General features: G+C 68.8%; 16 protein-coding genes. 11 read left to right on the top strand and 5 right to left on the bottom strand.

The features are described from left to right. Window positions 1-44: 44 nt before the first annotated feature. Together J7520_RS02510 and J7520_RS02515 are read right to left on the bottom strand one after the other, a co-directional pair. The gene (locus J7520_RS02510) at window positions 45-1,256 is read right to left on the bottom strand and encodes a hypothetical protein (RefSeq protein WP_291183463.1); all 1,212 of its coding nucleotides are present in this window, start codon (window positions 1,254-1,256) and stop codon (window positions 45-47) included. Between the two features lie 191 nt (window positions 1,257-1,447). Further along, window positions 1,448-2,653 carry a hypothetical protein gene (locus tag J7520_RS02515; RefSeq protein ID WP_291183466.1) on the bottom strand — a complete coding sequence of 402 codons (1,206 nt, stop codon included), beginning with the start codon at window positions 2,651-2,653 and terminating at the stop codon, window positions 1,448-1,450. 128 nt (window positions 2,654-2,781) lie between these two features. Here J7520_RS02515 and J7520_RS02520 point away from each other — a divergent pair, with 128 nt between their 5' ends. After that, the gene (locus J7520_RS02520; RefSeq protein WP_291183469.1) at window positions 2,782-3,564 is read left to right on the top strand and encodes a TatD family hydrolase; all 783 of its coding nucleotides are present in this window, start codon (window positions 2,782-2,784) and stop codon (window positions 3,562-3,564) included. Between the two features lie 5 nt (window positions 3,565-3,569). Here the strand turns inward: J7520_RS02520 and J7520_RS02525 are convergent, their stop codons facing one another. From J7520_RS02525 to J7520_RS02535, 3 genes are all read right to left on the bottom strand, one after another. Continuing rightward, window positions 3,570-3,851 carry a hypothetical protein gene (locus J7520_RS02525; protein WP_291183472.1) on the bottom strand — a complete coding sequence of 94 codons (282 nt, stop codon included), beginning with the start codon at window positions 3,849-3,851 and terminating at the stop codon, window positions 3,570-3,572. A gap of 116 nt (window positions 3,852-3,967) precedes the next feature. After that, window positions 3,968-4,744, bottom strand: coding sequence for an ABC transporter permease (locus J7520_RS02530; RefSeq protein WP_291183475.1), 777 nt, complete (start codon window positions 4,742-4,744; stop codon window positions 3,968-3,970). 100 nt (window positions 4,745-4,844) lie between these two features. After that, window positions 4,845-5,777 carry an ABC transporter ATP-binding protein gene (locus J7520_RS02535; RefSeq protein WP_291183478.1) on the bottom strand — a complete coding sequence of 311 codons (933 nt, stop codon included), beginning with the start codon at window positions 5,775-5,777 and terminating at the stop codon, window positions 4,845-4,847. 91 nt (window positions 5,778-5,868) lie between these two features. On the opposite strand from J7520_RS02535, the gene J7520_RS02540 reads away from it, so the two are divergent. The 10 genes from J7520_RS02540 to ilvC all read left to right on the top strand — a co-directional run bounded on the left by J7520_RS02540 (window position 5,869) and on the right by ilvC (window position 17,270). Beyond that, on the top strand, window positions 5,869-6,612 hold the full coding sequence (locus J7520_RS02540; RefSeq protein ID WP_291183480.1) for an FAD-binding oxidoreductase: 744 nt from the start codon (window positions 5,869-5,871) through the stop codon (window positions 6,610-6,612). 89 nt (window positions 6,613-6,701) lie between these two features. Next, a complete protein-coding gene (locus J7520_RS02545; RefSeq protein ID WP_291183484.1) occupies window positions 6,702-7,469 on the top strand; it encodes a hypothetical protein in 768 nt (255 codons plus the stop codon). 31 nt (window positions 7,470-7,500) lie between these two features. Next, the gene (locus J7520_RS02550) at window positions 7,501-7,905 is read left to right on the top strand and encodes a DUF1801 domain-containing protein (RefSeq protein ID WP_291183487.1); all 405 of its coding nucleotides are present in this window, start codon (window positions 7,501-7,503) and stop codon (window positions 7,903-7,905) included. Window positions 7,906-8,397: 492 nt separating this feature from the next. Next, complete coding sequence (locus J7520_RS02555; protein ID WP_291183490.1) at window positions 8,398-9,984, top strand: 2-isopropylmalate synthase; 1,587 nt, start codon at window positions 8,398-8,400, stop codon at window positions 9,982-9,984. A 70-nt stretch (window positions 9,985-10,054) separates the two neighbouring features. After that, window positions 10,055-10,996, top strand: coding sequence for a branched-chain amino acid transaminase (locus J7520_RS02560; RefSeq protein ID WP_291183493.1), 942 nt, complete (start codon window positions 10,055-10,057; stop codon window positions 10,994-10,996). Window positions 10,997-11,129: 133 nt separating this feature from the next. Next, the gene (gene leuC, locus J7520_RS02565) at window positions 11,130-12,545 is read left to right on the top strand and encodes a 3-isopropylmalate dehydratase large subunit (RefSeq protein ID WP_291183496.1); all 1,416 of its coding nucleotides are present in this window, start codon (window positions 11,130-11,132) and stop codon (window positions 12,543-12,545) included. A 173-nt stretch (window positions 12,546-12,718) separates the two neighbouring features. Next, a complete protein-coding gene (gene leuD / locus J7520_RS02570) occupies window positions 12,719-13,300 on the top strand; it encodes a 3-isopropylmalate dehydratase small subunit (protein WP_291183499.1) in 582 nt (193 codons plus the stop codon). A 162-nt stretch (window positions 13,301-13,462) separates the two neighbouring features. Further along, on the top strand, window positions 13,463-14,530 hold the full coding sequence (gene leuB / locus J7520_RS02575) for a 3-isopropylmalate dehydrogenase (RefSeq protein ID WP_291183502.1): 1,068 nt from the start codon (window positions 13,463-13,465) through the stop codon (window positions 14,528-14,530). Continuing rightward, window positions 14,527-16,221: a dihydroxy-acid dehydratase gene (ilvD, locus tag J7520_RS02580; protein ID WP_291183505.1), complete on the top strand. Its 1,695-nt coding sequence runs from the start codon at window positions 14,527-14,529 to the stop codon at window positions 16,219-16,221. The genes leuB and ilvD overlap by 4 nt, the downstream gene beginning before the upstream one ends. Window positions 16,222-16,295: 74 nt before the next feature. Further along, entirely contained in the window at window positions 16,296-17,270 is a 975-nt protein-coding gene (gene ilvC, locus J7520_RS02585) for a ketol-acid reductoisomerase (protein WP_291183507.1), read from the top strand. Window position 17,271 lies beyond the last annotated feature (1 nt).

Genomic DNA, 17,271 nt, shown 5'->3' on the forward strand with positions numbered 1-17,271 from the left:
TCCCGCCTTGAGGGCGGGATCTTCGAACGCGGAGCCGGTGCGGCTTATTCGCAGTTCATGCCGTTCACGTCGGCGATCCGTCGCCAGTCGCGCGTGCCGACGCCGCCCGGACCGTTGGTCTGCGCGTCGGTTTGGCCGTTGTAGGTGAAGTGCATCTGGTCGCAGTTGGGGAAGGAGAAGGTGATCGTGCCCCAGTTGTGCACCTTGAGCGTGCCGAGGAAGTCGCCGGCGAAGCCACCGTCCGTCTGATACGTGACGTTGGTGGTGACCGAGGCGTCGCCGGGGTTGAAATTGCCCTGGGCGGCGAGCCAGAACGGCATGCCGAGCGGATCGTAGGTGTACCAGCTGGCGAAGAAGGTGCGCTTGCCGTCCGGATTGTTGTAGACCTGCGTCTGCATGCCTTCGCCGGAGTGCGCCGGGTCGAGCCAGGTGGTGGCGAAATAGCCGTCGATCGGCAGCGGGGCGAAGGCGTCGGGATAGCTGGCCTGGGTCGGCTGGTAGCCGGGCACCTCGAACTCGACCATGTCGCTGTCGTTGCCGGTATTGGGGTTGACCAGCAGGAAGAAGTTGTACGCGTAGTAGTGGATGTACTTGTCGCCGAACGGATAGCTTTCCAGGACGTAGGTCGTGCTGGTGAGCACCGGCGAGTCGTACCACGCCTCGGAGATCACCGTGTTCGGCTCGACCGCCGCGCGCACGATGCTTTCCGGATTGGTGTAGTTGTTCGGCGCCTGGCTGATCAGCAGCTGCGGGAAGGTCGGGTAGTAGTCGCTGTTGGTGCTGTCGCGGTCGATGCGCAGCAGGGTCATCGCGTTCTTGCCGCCGTCGTCGTTGTACGGCGTGACACGGCCCGCGCTGCTGCAGGCAATGCGCCAGATCGTGATGGTGACCGGCTCGAGGCGCGCCTGGCCGGAGTCGTTCCTGGCGTACAGGTTCACGCGCTTGCTGATGGTCGGACCCATCGGCTGGTCCGGCAGCGGGTCGGCGGCGCAGCTCGGCGGATAGGCGCGGTACGCGTTCGGCGCCGGCACGCCCGGGTACTGGCTCTTGGTGCCGGCTTTTTCCTGTGCAACGGAGCTTTCCACCGTGGTGGTCCGGGTCGCCTTCAGACGGGCGAGGTCGCCGTGGATCTTGGCCACCGAGGCCTGATGCGTCGCGATCGCTTCGGACGACAGCGTGCGCGCCTCGTCGGCGAGCGCCGGGAGAGCGATGACGCCGGCGGCGAGCGCGAGCGTCAAGCGGATTGAATTTTTCATCGGTGAATCCCCATCAGTGAATGCGAGCGAGCATGGTTGGAACGCGATGAATTCGCAGTGAACCGTTCAGGTGCGACGTCGGTTCCGCCACAGAATAGCTTTTTGTTCGTATGGAAATCGCAAACCCGTCGATGAACTCGGCGATATCCGCGCCTGCGGATGCGCCTCTCGCGCATCCGCAGGCGCACGCCTCATTCGCAGGTCAGACCGTTCACGTCCGCGATGCGCTTCCATTCGCGCGCGCCGCTGCCGCCCGGCGCGCCGGTCTGATCGTCGGCCTGGCCGTCGAAGGTGAAGCGCATCGTGTCGCAGCTGGGGAAATCGACTTCCAGGGTTCCCCAGTCGTGCAGCGTGAGGTCGGCGGTGTCGAAGCCGCCGGCGAAGCCGCCGCCGGTCTGATACGCCGCCTGCAGGGTGATCGACTTGGCGCCGGCCTGAAAGGCGCCCTGGCCGATGATCCAGAACGGCGTTCCTTCCTGGTTGAACGTGTACCAGGCGGCGAACATCGACCGCGCTCCGTCCGCCTGGGGATAGATGTCGATCAGCATGCCTTCGCCGCTGTGGGCCGGGTCGAACCAGGAGGTGGCGAAATAGCCGGTGATCGGCATCCCCGCGAACGCGTCGGGGTAGGTCTCCTGCGTCGGCGCATACGCCGGAATGTCGGCATTGGTCGGCGCGACGTTCTGCAGGAACGGGTTGATGCGCAGCTTGAACGCCTGGTTGAAGAAGAAGTAGCTGGAATTGGCGCCCGGGAAGTTCTCCAGCACGTACGTCGTGCTGTCGATCATCGCCGCGCCGTAGAGAACGTTGGCGGCGACGGTGTTCGGTTCGTCCGTCATGCGCGGGTGGCTCTTGACGGAGTCGTCGAAGCTGATGTTGCCCTGCGACACCTGGACGAACGGCAGCGTCGGGTAGGCGGTCGCCTTGTGATCGACGTCGGCGGCGCGATCGAAGCGGATCAGCGTGATGGCGTTCGGCGTGCCGTTCGGAGCGTAAGGCGTACCGACGCGGCCACTGCTGCAGGCTACGCGCCATACGGTGACGGAGACGTTCTCGATGTAGGCGCCCTGCGCCGACAAGGCGTAGAGCGGGACGACGCCGGTGAACAGGGTGGGACCGCTGGCCTTGTCCGGCAGCGGATAGGAGGCGCAGCTGGGCGGATAGGCGCGGAAACGGTTAGCCTCGGGAGTTCCCGGAAGCGGCCGGTCGCCCATCGCCTTCACGCCGGCGGTCCCGGTCGAATCCGGGGCCGACGCGCGCGACGTCGCCAGGGCGTGCATCGCCGCCTCGTGGAAAGCGACCTCCTGCGGCGACAGCAGAGTTTGCGTCCCGGCGGCAGCAGGCACGGCGGCGGCGCTGGCGGCGAAGGCGAGCAGCGAGAGGAAGTGGTACTTCATGGAAGGCTCCTTGTGGCAAAACGCGCAAGCATCGCCCGCGATTCGAGGGTGGTGCTCGACAGCAGACGACCGTCCCCGGCGTGGCGGCGACGGTCGGATTTCGGTGAAAACGTTGGGAGAAACCGCAGTTGATCGATATCGGCGCCAATCTTACTCATGAATCCTTCCGTCCCGACTTCGAGAAGGTGCTCGAACGCGCGCGCGAACACGGCGTCGAGCGCCTCCTCGTCACCGGCGCCAGCGCCGGCGGCAGCCGCGCCGCCCGCGAACTGGCGCGCGCGCATCCCGGCTTCCTGTACGCGACCGCCGGCGTGCACCCGCACCACGCGCACGAATACGATCAGGCCACAGACGAGCTGCTGCGCGATTTCGTCGCATCGCCCGAGGTCAAGGCGGTCGGCGAGACCGGGCTGGACTACCACCGCAACTACTCGCCGCACGCGGCGCAGATCGCCGCGTTCGAGCGCCAGCTGGCGATCGCGGTGGACTGCGGCAAGCCGTTGTTCCTGCACCAGCGCGACGCGCACGCGGACTTCCTCGCCTGCCTCGACGCGGTGCGCGATCGCATCGCCCGTGCCGTCGTGCACTGCTTCACCGGCGAGCGCGAGGAGCTGATCGCCTACCTCGATCGCGGCTGGTCGATCGGCATCACCGGCTGGATCTGCGACGAACGCCGCGGCCTGCACCTGCGCGAACTGGTCAAGCTGATCCCGGCCGATCGCCTGATGATCGAGACCGACGCGCCGTACCTGCTGCCGCGCGACCTGCATCCCAAACCCTCGCACCGGCGCAACGAGCCGATGTACCTCGCCCACATCTGCGCCGCGGTCGCCGCGGCGCGCGGCGAGGACGTCGCGTCGACGGCCGCGTCGACGACGGCGAACGCGCGGGCGTTCTTCGGGCTCGACTAGCGGCGCTATCCGCACGCGCAGCCACGTGTCGGCGTCGGATCGTAGTCGACCTGCCAGTTCCAGTAGCCGCTGCGCAACCACAGGCAGGCGCGGCGATCGGGCGATTCGCGCAGGTCGATCGCGAACGATTCGGCGTCGCGCGCATCGAGGCGCACGCGTACGTGCACGGCGCGATCGGCACGCACGTCGTCGATGCGGCGTGGTGCGTTGCCGTCGACGCCGGCGATTTCACGGCCGTCGACGATCAGTGTGTAGCGCGAGTGCGGCCCCGGCGGCGGACGCTCCATCAGCATCTTTTCGACGGGACTATGCGGGCGCGCGAACGGCGCGATGCAGACACTGCCGAAGACCGGCGCGGCGGTGGCGGAAGCAGCGAATCCCAGGCGCGATGACGCCGCGCACGTCAGCTGCGCAGGCCGACGCCGCGGTGGAGCAGGAACATGCCGATCGCGGCGAGCGCGACGGCGAGGCCGATCATGACCGCGAACGAGGCGACCAGCGACACGTCGCTGATGCCGAGCAGGCCGTAGCGGAACGCGTTGACCATGTACAGGATCGGGTTCGCGTGCGAGATCTCCCGCCACGGCGAGCCGAGCGCGTCGACCGAATAGAACACGCCGCCGAGATAGGTCAGCGGCGCCAGCACGAAGGTCGGCACCAGGGCGATGTCGTCGAACTTCTTCGCCCAGACCGCGTTGGCGAAGCCGGCCAGCGAGAACACGATCGACGTCAGCAGCACCGTCGACAGGGTGATCCACGGGTGGTACAGGTGGATGCGCGTGAAGAAGAGCGAGATCGCCAGCACGATCGCGGCGACCAGCAGGCCGCGCAGCAGCGCGCCGGTGACGTAGCCGGCCAGGATCACCCACGCCGGCATCGGCGAGGCCAGCATCTCCTCGACGTGGCGGCCGAACTTGGCGCCGAAGAACGAAGAGGAAATGTTGCCGTAGCTGTTGGTGATCACCGCCATCATGATCAGCCCGGGCACGATGTAGTCGATGTACTGGATGCCGGGCGCGACTTCGCCGATGCGGCTGCCGACCATGCGTCCGAAGATCACGAAGTACAGCGTCATCGTGATCGCCGACGGCAGCAGGGTCTGCATCCAGATGCGCAGGATGCGCACCACCTCGCGGCGCGTGATGGTGTGGAAGGCGATCAGGTTCGCGGAAGAGGGCATCTCAAGTTTCCTGGTCCAAGACGTTCACGCATCGGAGCGGAGTGGCTCCGCGCAAGCATCCTTCCCTGGAGCGGTTCCCGGTCGGCATCCTGCCTCCCCCTCACGCGGCCTGAGGGCCGCGTTCGACCAGTCGGACGAACAGCTCCTCCAGCCGGTTCGCCTTGTTGCGCATCGAGCGCACCGTCACGCCGTGCGCGGACAGGGCCGCGAACAGCGAGTTGAGGTCGTGCTCGCGCGACATCTCGGCCTCGATCGTCACCTCGTCGACGCGGCTCAGGGCGACGCCGGCGACGTCCGGCAGCGCGGCGACCGGGGCGGCGAGGTCGAGCACGAAGGTCTCCACGTCGAGCTTGGACAGCAGCTGCTTCATCGAGGTGTTCTCGATGATGCGGCCGTGGTCGATGATCGCGATGTTGCGGCAGAGCTGCTCGGCTTCCTCGAGATAGTGCGTGGTCAGGATCACCGTGGTGCCAGCCGCGTTGATGCCGCTGATGAACTTCCACATCGAGCGGCGGATCTCGATGTCGACGCCGGCGGTCGGCTCGTCGAGGATCAGCAGCTTCGGCTCGCTCATCATCGCGCGCGCGATCATCAGGCGCCGTTTCATGCCGCCGGACATCGCGCGTGCCGGCTGGAACGCCTTCTCCCACAGCACCAGCTGCTTGAGGTACTTCTCGGCGCGCTCGGCCGCGACGCCGCGCGGGATGCCGTAGAAGCCGGCCGAGTTGACGCAGATGTCGAACGGCTTCTCGAACAGGTTGAAGTTGAGCTCCTGCGGCACCAGGCCGATCAGGCGCATCGCCGCGCTGCGCTGTTCGCGCACCGACACGCCGAACACGCGCGCGTCGCCGCCGGTCGCGTTGACCAGCGAGGAGAGGATGCCGATCAGGGTCGACTTGCCGGCGCCGTTCGGGCCGAGCAGGGCGAAGAAATCGCCCGGCTGCACGGTCAGCGAGATGCCTTTCAGCGCTTCGACGCCGTTGGCGTAGGTCTTCTTCAGCTCGACCACGTCGAGCGCGGGGACGGAATTCATCGGGTGACAGGGCCGTTCTTGCGCGGAGCCGCCGCGGCAGCCTGTTAGTATATCGGGCTCGCCAGTCGCCGACCGGCTCCACGCCGCATCGATGGAACACTTCCAGCTCCGCCTCGCCGCGAGCCACATGCTCGCACCGTCCGTCCGCCATCTGGCCTTCGAGCGCGCCGACGGCCAGCCGTTCGCGTTCGTGCCGGGACAGTTCCTGCAAGTGCACTTCCACTACGCCGACGGCAAGCCGACCAAGCGCAGCTATTCGGTCGGTACGGTCGGCGACGGCAGCGGCCAGGTGCAGCGCATCGAGATCGCGGTGTCCTACGTCGAGGGCGGTGCCGCGACGGCGCTGCTCTCGCAGCTCGACGAGGGCGGCACGATCGAGGCCAGCGGCCCGTACGGCCGCTTCTGCCTGATGGACGCCGACACCAACCGCCGCTACCTGCTCGTCGCGACCGGTACCGGCGTCACGCCGTATCGCGCGATGCTGCCGCAGATCCGTGCGCTGACCGCCTCGCGCGGCTGCACCTTCGCGCTCGTCTACGGCGCGCGCAACGAGCAGGAACTGCTCTACGGCGAGGAGTTCGAGGCCTTCGCGCGCGAGGTGCCCGGCTTCTCGTTCCACCCCTGCTTCAGCCGCACGCCGCGCGCCGTGCCGCGTCCGCACGACCGCAACGGCCGCGCGCAGGTCGCGCTCGGCGAACTCGGCCCCAACGCGGAACACGACATCGCCTACCTGTGCGGCAATCCGAATATGGTCGACGAAGCCTTCGCGATGCTGAAGGAAGCCGGCCTGCCGGTGCCGCACATCCGGCGCGAGAAGTACGTTTCCTCGCGCTGAGCGCGGCGCCGCGGCCTGTCGCCTAGGCTGCGGTCTGATATACCGTGACGCCGCGCCTCCCGGTCGGAGAGGTCGTGGGGAAGGGCGAGATGCGGGGATTCCTGATGACGGTCGGCCTCGCCGGTGCGCTGCTGTCCGGCCTGGCATTTGCATTGACCCTGCTCGAGCCGATCCTCGTCGAGCGCTCGGCCAGAACCCTGCTGCAACGGGAAATCGAACGCCGCGTCGGCCACCGCATCGGTGAACTGTCCGATTCCAGGATCGGCGCCTTGGCACGTCGGACCCTCGATCGGGTGGGCAAGGATGCCGAGGCGGTCGAGCAGGCGATCCGCAAGGACCTGCCGCAGCGCATCGCCGACGTCGTCGGCAACATGCTGGATGCCGGATGCGAGTGCCGCCGGCGCATCGCGCAATTGCTGACGCGCAATTTCGAGGAGCGCGCCGTCAGTCTCGAACAGATGCGGCAGCGCCTCACGACGTGGATCGAAGCGGCCTACGCCTCGGTCGCCGGCAACCTGTTGCGCGAGGTCCGCATCTTCACCGGCACCAATGCATTCGCGTTCGCGTCGATCGGTCTGCTGGCCTGGCGCCGCCGCGTGGCCACGCTGCAACTGCTGCTGCCGGCTGCGATCGTGCTGTGCGCCGTCGCGATCACCGGCGGGTTCTATCTGTTCGGCCAGGACTGGCTGCATGCGATCGTGTTCAACGACTACGTCGGCTTCGCCTACACGGCCTGGATGCTCGTCGTGGCGTCGCTTCTGGGCGACATCGTGTTCAATCGCGCGCAGGTGACGACAGCGCTCGTGAATGCATGTCTCGAAGCCGCGGGTTCCGCCTTGCGCGCGGTTCCCTGCTAGCGAATGGAAAGGGGCGGCGAAGGCAGATCTCATGGCCAAGGCGAACAAGATGACCGACGCGGGCGGCGTGAGTGCATTCCTCGACGCGCTCGATCATCCGCACAAGCACACCATCCTTGCGCTGCGCGATGCGGTGCTCGGTATCGCCCCTTCGATCGGCGAGGAGATCAAATGGAATGCGCCGAGCTTCCACGTCGCCGAGCATTTCGCGACGATGAACCTACGTGCGAAGCACGGCGTGCTGCTGATTCTTCACCTCGGCGCCCGGAAGGCCGCTTTGCCGGTCGGCGCGATTGCCGATCCGCAGCGCCTGTTGAGCTGGCTGGGCCCGGATCGGGCCTCGATCGCCTTTCGTGATGCCGACGACGTGGCCGCGAAGAGGGACGTTCTCGCGGCCATCGTCCGGCAATGGATCGCCTATCTGCCCGGCGGATGACGAGGCAATTCATGGCCCGCCGATGCGCGAAAGCGCAGGGCGGCGCTGACCCGAAAAGACGTCTGGATGGCCATATGCTGGTTCGGCTCTCCCAAGAATCGTGCCAACGATTCCGCGCGACGTAGCGCTTGACATACCGTCTTTGGCTCGTTTAGGGTCGGTTCCATGTCGCATCGCAACAGTCACTGTTCGACCGCTTTCCGCCTCGCTGAAGCGACGGCCGGTCGCACGCTGCTTGTGCAGCGCGGCGCGCTCGTCCTTGTACTCGTACTCCTTATTACCACCGGAGGTGCGGGTTAGGGCGCGCGTCGAAAGCGAAACAGGCTGAAGACCCCCAAGAACCCCGCACCGGAAACGGATGCGGGGTTTTTTTATGGGTCGTTTTCGGGATTGCGCGGCTTAGAAGACCGCAAGAACACCAGGAAGCTTCGGCTTCGCAGTACCCATCGGCGGCCGCCCGCGGCCGCCCTCTCAACAAGATTCGGGACCGAGATGAACGCTGAAACCACCACCACCGACAGCGAAGCCGACGTAGCCGCACGCCGCGTCCTGATCTTCGACACCACCTTGCGCGACGGTGAGCAGTCGCCCGGCTTCTCGATGAGCCGCGCGCAGAAACTGCGCATGGCGCACGCGCTGGAGGAGCTCGGCGTCGACGTCATCGAGGCGGGCTTCCCGATCGCTTCGGAAGGCGACTTCGAGTCGGTGCGCGCGATCGCCTCCGAACTGCGCACGGCGCGCGTGTGTGGCCTGGCCCGCGCGCAGATCAAGGACATCGAAACCGCCGCGCGCGCACTCGCACCGGCGGCGCATGCGCGCATCCACATCTTCCTCGCCACCAGCCCGCTGCATCGCGAGCACAAGCTCGGCATGAGCAAGCAGCAGGTGGTCGACACCGCCGTCGCCGCGATCCGTCGCGCGTGCGAACTGTGCGACGACGTCGAATTCTCGGCCGAGGACGCGATCCGCACCGAGCCGGAATACCTCGCCGAAGTGTTCGCCGCGGCGATCGAGGCCGGCGCGCGCACGGTCAACGCGCCGGACACGGTCGGCTACACGACGCCGGGCGAGATCCAGCAACGCTTCGCCTGGCTGCGCGCGAACGTGCGCGGCATCGAGCGCGCCGTGCTGTCCTCGCACTGCCACGACGACCTCGGCATGGGCGTCGCCAACAGCCTCGCCGCGGTCGCCGGCGGCGCGGGTCAGGTCGAATGCACCCTGCTCGGCATCGGCGAACGCGCCGGCAATGCCTCGCTGGAGGAGATCGTGATGGCGCTGCGCACGCGCCGCGACCTGTATCGCGCGACCACCGCGATCCGCACCGAGCGCCTGCAGCCGGCCGCGCGCCTGCTCGCCAACCTGGTCGGCGCGACGATCCCGCGCAACAAGGCGATCGTCGGCGAGAACGCGTTCGCGCACGAGTCGGGCATCCACCAGCACGGCGTGCTGAAGCATCGGGCGACCTACGAAATCATGCGGCCGGAAGACGTCGGCTGCGCGCGTTCCTCGCTCGTGCTCGGCAAGCACTCGGGCCGGCACGCGCTGCGCGATCGGCTGAAGACGCTCGGCTACACGCTCGACGAGGCCGCTTTCGAGGACGTGTTCACGCGCTTCAAGGCGCTGTGCGACCGCAAGAAGGAAGTGCACGACGGCGACCTCGAAGCGCTCGCCGTCGGCCGCGATCCGGAGGCGGCCGGTCCGTGGACGCTCGAACACCTGCACGCCGCCAGTCACCTCGGCGGCAGCGCGTCGGCGTCGGTACGGCTGTGCCACGAGGACGGCCGCCGCGTCAGCGAAGCGGCGATCGGCGACGGCCCGGTCGACGCCGTGCTGCGCGCGGTCGCGCGCGCGGTCGGCTGCGATCTCGCCCTGCACGAATTCAGCATCCGCGCGCTCGGCGAGGGCGGCGACGCGCAGGGCCAGGCCACCTTGAGCGCGCGCCACGACGGGCGCGACCTGTCCGGCCGCGGCGTATCCACCGACATCGTCGAGGCGGCCGCGCTGGCCGTGCTCGAAATCGTCAACCGCATCGAGCATTCCACGCAGCGCGTCGCGACTGCACTCGCCGCCAATCACTGAGCAGCAACGAAGCACGCGCCAGGACGGCCGCTCACCTGCCACCGAACGAATCCAGCAAAGGCCCGACGTCATGAACCACGCACCGCTCATCTGGCACAACGGAAAACTCAAACCCTGGGCCGAGGCCACCGTGCACGTCAGCGCGCATGCGCTGCACTACGGTTCCTCGGTGTTCGAAGGCGAGCGCGTCTACGCGACGCCGCGCGGACCGTGCTACTTCCGCCTCGAAGACCACACGCGGCGCCTGTTCGAGTCGGCGCGCATGTACGAGATCGACATCGGCTACACCGAGGACGAGATCAACGCGGCCTGCCTCGAGTTGATCCGCGCCAACGGCCTCGACAGCGCCTACGTGCGGCCGATCGTGTTCCGCGGCGCCGGCGGGCTCGGCGTGCTGCCGGCGGACGGCTCGCCGGTCGACGTCTCGATCCTGGCGCTGAACTGGGGCGCCTACCACGGCGATGCGCGCGAACACGGCGCGGACGTGTGCGTGTCGTCCTGGAATCGTCCGGCGCCGAACACCTTCCCGAGCTGGGCCAAGGCCGGCGGCAACTATCTGTCGAGCCAGCTGATCGCCTTCGAGGCGAAGCGCGGCGGCTACGCGGAAGGCATCGCGCTCGGAACCAACGGCCTGCTCAGCGAGGGCGCCGGCGAGAACCTGTTCGTGTTCAAGAAGGGCAGGCTGCTGACGCCGCCGACCAGCGCCGGCATCCTCGCCGGCATCACGCGCGACAGCGTGATCGCGCTGGCCGGCGACCTCGGCGTCGCGGTGGAGGAGCGCGACCTGCCGCGCGAAGCCCTGTACGCGGCCGACGAGGTGTTCATGACCGGCACCGCCGCCGAGATCACGCCGGTGCGCTCGGTCGACCGCAAGCCGGTCGCCGACGGCAAGCCCGGCCCGATCACGCGCGCGTTGCAGGATGCGTTCTTCGGCCTGTTCGAAGGGCGCACGCCGGACCGGCGCGGCTGGTTGATGCCGGTGCACGACGAGGCGTTGGCGAAGGTCGCGTGAGCGACGTTCGACTTCGTTCCTGCACGTTTCCGACGGCCGGATGAGGCGAGGGCGCAGGGCACGACGGTACGTCGGATCCCGTACCCGCGAGCATGACGGCCGAAACCGAGTTTTCCCCATCCCCCAAAGAACCATGACCACACCACGCACGCTGTTCGAAAAGATCTGGGACGCCCACCTCGTCGCACCCGAGTCCGCCGCCGCGCCGGCGCTCCTCTACGTCGACCTGCAGCTCCTGCACGAAGTCACCTCGCCGCAGGCGTTCGACGAGTTGCGCGCCCGCGGCCTGAAGGTGCGCCGGCCGGATCGCGTCGTCGCCACGCTCGACCATTCGACGCCGACCTTGCCGCCGGCGGCCGACGGCCGGCGTCCGTACGCGACCGCCGAGGCCGAAGCGCAGGTCGCCGCGCTCGAACGCAACGCGCGTGAATTCGGCATCGAGCTGCACGGCTGGGGCAGCCCGCATCGCGGCATCGTGCACGTGATCGGTCCGGAACTCGGCGTCACGCAGCCGGGCATGACGATCGTCTGCGGCGACAGCCATACCTCGACGCACGGCGCGTTCGGCGCGCTCGCCTTCGGCATCGGCACGACCGAGGTTGGCCACGTGCTGGCCACGCAGTGTCTGTTGCAGCGCAAGCCGAAGACGCTGGCGATCCACGTCGACGGCGAACTCGGCCCCGGCGTCGGCGCCAAGGACCTGATCCTGCACGTCATCGGTCGCATCGGCGTCAACGGCGGCACCGGCAGCGTGATCGAGTATCGCGGCGGCGCGATCGAAGCCCTGTCGATGGAAGAGCGCATGACCGTGTGCAACATGTCGATCGAAGCCGGCGCGCGCGCCGGTCTGATCGCGCCGGACGACACCACCTTCGCCTGGCTGAAGGGCCGCGAGCGCGCGCCGCAGGGCGCCGCCTGGGAGGCGGCCGTCGAACGCTGGCGCGGCCTGCGCAGCGACGAGGGCGCGCAGTACGACGCCGAGATCCACGTCGATGCGAACGCGATCCAGCCGTCGATCACCTACGGCACGCACCCGGGCATGGTCGTCGAGCTCGCCGCGCGCGTGCCGGCCGCCGCCGACGCGCAGGAGCGCCGTGCGCTCGACTACATGCAGCTCGAGCCGGGCCAGGCGCTGGCTGGCACGCCGGTCGACCTGGTTTTCGTCGGCAGCTGCACGAACTCGCGCCTGCCGGACCTGCGCGAGGCGGCTTCGCTGTTGCGCGGCCGTCGCATCGCGCCGGGTCTGCGCATGCTGGTCGTGCCGGGTTCCGAGCAGGTCAAGCTCGACGCCGAGCGCGAAGGTCTGCACGAGGTGTTCCGCGCCGCCGGCGCCGAATGGCGCGAGCCCGGCTGCTCGATGTGCCTTGGCATGAACGGCGACATCGGCAAGCCCGGGCAGCTCATCGTCAGCACCAGCAATCGCAACTTCGAAGGCCGGCAAGGACCGGGCGTGCGCACGGTGCTCGCCAGTCCGCTCGTGGCCGCGGCGACGGCGCTGGCGGGCTGCATCGCCGATCCGCGCGGATACCTGACTTCGGAGGCGGCTTAGTGGGAGTGAGCGGTCAGCGGTGAGCGGTGAGCGGAAAAAGCAAAAAGCCTGTCACGCTCTTCCCGCTCACCGCTCACCGCTCACCGCTCACCGCTCACCGCTCACCGCTCACCGCTCACCGCTCACCGCTCACCGCTCACCGCTCACCGCTCACCGCTCACGAGATTCCTCCCATGAGACCCCTCACCACCATCCACTCGCGCACCGCCGTGCTGCCGTTCGAGAACATCGACACCGACCGCATCGTGCCGGCGCGCTTCCTGACCACCACGCAGCGCCGAGGCCTCGGCCGCGCGCTGTTCCACGACTGGCGCTATCGCGAAGACGGCAGCGAGAACCCGGACTTCGCCTTGAACCAGCCGGCGGCGCAGGGCGCCGAAATCCTCGTCGCCGGGCGCAACTTCGGTTGCGGCTCCTCGCGCGAGCACGCGCCGTGGGCGCTGGCCGACTACGGCATCCGCGCGGTGCTGTCGTCGGAGATCGCCGACATCTTCCGCAGCAACGCGCTGAAGAACGGCGTGCTCGCGGTGGTGCTGGCCGAGGGCGAGCATCGCTACCTGCTCGACCATCCCGGCGTCGAACTCGCGATCGACGTCGCCGCCGGCACGATCGAGCTGCCGGACGGCGGGCGTTTCACGTTCGAGCTCGACGCGTTCGCGCGGCATTGCCTGATCGAAGGCGTCGACCAGCTCGGCTTCCTGCTCAAGCACGCGGACGCGATCGCGGCGTTCGAGCGCGCATGCGAAGCCGCGTAGTTTTTCCTTCTCCCGCTTGCGGGAGAAGGTGGCGCGCAGCGTCGGATGAGGGGCGATCGGAGTGGAGCGCTCGCTCCGATCGCCCTCACCCGCGCCTGCGGCGCGACCTCTCCCGCAGACGGGAGAGGTGAATCCGACATTCATGGGAATCCAGAGAAAAACATGAAAGCCAACATCGCAATCCTCCCCGGCGACGGCATCGGCCCCGAAGTCACCGCCGCCGCGGTCGAAATCCTCGCCGAGATCGCGCGCCGCCACGGCCACGACTTCGCCTTCGCCGAGCACGCGATCGGCGGCTGCGCGATCGACGCGCACGGCGAGCCGTTGCCGGCGGCGACGCTCGCGGCGTGCACTGCGGCCGACGCGGTCCTGCTCGGCGCCGTCGGCGGTCCGAAATGGTCGGACCCGAAAGCGAAGGTGCGCCCCGAACAGGGCCTGCTCGCCCTGCGCTCCGCACTCGGCGTGTACGCCAACCTGCGTCCGGTCAGCGTGCATCCGCGCCTGGCGAACCTGTCGCCGCTGAAGAACGAGAAGCTCGCCAACGTCGACGTGCTGTTCGTGCGCGAGCTGACCGGCGGAGCCTATTTCGGCGCGAAGACGCGCAGCGCCGACACCGCCACCGACGAGACGAAGTACAGCGTGGCCGAGATCGAGCGCGTCGCGCGCCGCGCCTTCGAACTCGCCCGCGCGCGGCGCAGCCACGTGACCTCGGTCGACAAGGCCAACGTGATGGAGACCTCGCGGCTGTGGCGCGAGACCGTCACGCGCGTCGGCGCCGACTATCCCGACGTGCGGCTCGAGCACCAGCTGGTCGACTCGATGGCGATGCTGCTGCTGACCCGCCCGGCGGCCTACGACGTGGTCGTGACCGAGAACCTGTTCGGCGACATTCTCACCGACGAGGCCGCGGCGCTGGCCGGTTCGCTCGGCCTGCTGCCGTCGGCCTCGCTCGGCGAAGGCCGCGCCGGCTTGTACGAGCCGATCCACGGCTCGGCGCCGGACATCGCCGGCCAAGGTCTCGCCAATCCGCTCGGCGCGATCCTCAGCGCGGCGATGCTGCTGCGCCATTCGCTGCACCTGGACGCCGAAGCGGTCGCGGTCGAGGCTGCGGTCGAGAGCGCGCTCGCCAGCGGCGAGCTGACGCGCGATCTCGGCGGCAAGGCCGGCACGCGCGAGCTGACCGATTCCGTGCTGGCTGCCTTGGCCGCACAGCGGAAGGCCGCCGCATGAGCGAGCCCGGCGCGAAGCGGATCGAGGCCGTGGTGGAAGTTCCGCTGCGCAGCGACGTGATGAAATCCGGCCCCGATCGCGCGCCGGCACGCGCGATGCTGTACGCGACCGGGCTCGACGAAACGGCGATCGCCAAACCGCTGGTGGCGATCGTGCACACCTGGTCGAACATCTCGCCGTGCAACCTCAATCTGCGCGAGCTCGCCGTCGCCGCGGCCGAGGGCGTGCGCGCGGCCGGCGGCACGCCGATCGAGTTCAACACGATCGCGGTCACCGACGGCATCGCGATGGGCACGCCCGGCATGCGCGCGTCGCTGGTCAGCCGCGAAGTCATCGCCGACTCGATCGAGCTGGCGGTCGACGGCCATTCGCTCGACGCGATGGTCGTGCTGTGCGGCTGCGACAAGACGATTCCCGCGGCGGCGATGGCGCTCGCGCGATTGAACATTCCCGGCGTCGCGCTGTACGGCGGCAGCATCGCGCACGGACGTCTGGACGGCCGCTCCATCACGATCCAGCAAGTGTTCGAGGCGGTCGGCGCGCACGGCGCGGGCCGGATCGACGATGCGCGCCTGCACGAGGTGGAGAGCCGCGCCTGTCCGGGCGCCGGCGCCTGCGGCGGCCAGTTCACCGCCAACACGATGGCGATGGTGCTGACCGCGCTCGGCCTGTCGCCGCTCGGCTTCAACGACATCGCCGCGACCGACGCGGCCAAGCACGCGGCCGCGCGCCGCTGCGGCGAACTCGCGCTGGAAGCCCTGCGCGCGAATCGCCGCCCGCGCGACGTGCTGACGCCGGCCGCGTTCCGCAACGCCGCACGCGTCGCCGCCGCGACCGCCGGCTCGACCAACGCGGTGCTGCATCTGCTGGCGATCGCCGACGAGGCGCGCGTGCCGCTGACCTTGGAGGCGTTCGAAGAGGCGTCCGTGTCGACGCCGGTCGTCGCCGACCTGATGCCGGGCGGACGCTATACCGCGGTCGAGATGACGCAGGCCGGCGGGCTGGCGCAGGTGCTGCGCGAGCTGCGCGCTGCCGGTCTCCTCGACGATGCGCCGACGATGACCGGCAAGGCGCTGTTCGCCGAACTCGACGCGGCACCGCCGGCGCCCGCCGACCAGGCGGTCGTCGTGCCGGTCGCGCGCGCGTTCAAGCCGCGCGGCGGCTATTCGATCCTGTACGGCAACCTCGCGCCGGAAGGCTGCGTGCTGAAGCTCGCCGGCAAGGGCCGCCTGCACTTCGACGGTGCCGCACGCGTGTTCGAGAGCGAAGAGGAAACCTTCCGCGCCGTGCAGGCGGGCGCGATCGAAGCCGGCGACGTCGTGGTGATCCGCAACGAGGGCCCGGTCGGCGGACCGGGCATGCGCGAGATGCTCAGCGTCACCGCCGCGCTGGTCGGCCGCGGCCTCGGCGACGACGTCGCGCTGATCACCGACGGACGCTTCAGCGGCGCCACGCACGGTTTCATGGTCGGCCACATCGCGCCGGAAGCCGCCCGCGGCGGTCCGATCGCGCTGCTGCGCGACGGCGACCGCATCGTCATCGACGCGGCGCGGCGCGTGATCGAGACCGACGCCGATCTCGATGCGCGCCGCAAGGACTGGCACGCGCCGGCGCCGAAGGTGCTGCACGGCGTGCTGGCGAAGTACGCGAAGCTGGTCGGCTCGGCGGCGAAAGGCGCCGTCACCTCGTGAATCCCGCTCCGACGTCATTCGCGCTCGCGCGGGAATGACGACAGAAAAATCCCCGATTCCATCTGGAGAACCGCATGACCGTCACCACGCAAGCCCTGCAAACCTCGCGCATCGCCATCCTCGGCTACGGCAGCCAGGGCCGCGCGCACGCGCTGAACCTGCGCGATTCCGGCCTCGACGTCGTCGTCGGCCTGCGTCCCGGCGGCCCGACGTCGGCCAAGGCGACCGCCGACGGCTTCGTCGTCGCCACGCCGGAAGACGCCGTGAAGAGCGCCGACCTGGTCGCCGTGCTGACGCCGGACATGGTGCAGCCGAAGCTGTACGAGGAAGTCATCGCGCCGAACCTGAAAGCCGGCGCGGCGCTGCTGTTCGCGCACGGCTTCAACGTGCATTTCAAGACGATCGCGCCGCGCGGCGACATCGACGTGATCCTGGTCGCCCCGAAAGGCCCCGGCTATCTCGTGCGCACCGAGTTCGAGATCGGCCGCGGCGTGCCGTGCCTCTATGCCGTGTACCAGGACACCACGGGCGAGGCGGAGGAGCGCGCGACGGCGTACGCGGCGGGGCTCGGCGGCGCGCGCGCGCTGCTGATCGAGACCGACTTCAAGGAGGAGACCGAGACCGACCTGTTCGGCGAGCAGGCGGTGCTCTGCGGCGGCGCCAGCGAGCTGGTGCAGAAGGGCTTCGAGACCCTGGTCGAAGCCGGCTACCGGCCGGAGATCGCCTACTACGAAGTGCTGCACGAGCTGAAGCTGATCGTCGACCTGCTCTACCAGGGCGGCATCACCAAGATGCTGAGCTTCGTCTCCGAGACCGCGCAGTACGGCGACTACGTCAGCGGTCCGCGCGTCGTCGACGCGGCGACCAAGGAACGCATGAAGGCGATCCTGAAGGAGATCCAGGACGGCACCTTCGCGCGCAACTGGACCGAGGAATACAAGGCCGGCCTGCCGAACTACCGGCGCATGAAGCAGGCCGACCTCGACCATCCGATCGAGAAGGTCGGCGCGCAGCTGCGCGCGAAGATGGTGTGGCTCAACGAGGCCTGAT

This window comes from Dokdonella sp. (genome assembly GCF_017744955.1).
GTDB lineage: Bacteria > Pseudomonadota > Gammaproteobacteria > Xanthomonadales > Rhodanobacteraceae > Dokdonella_A.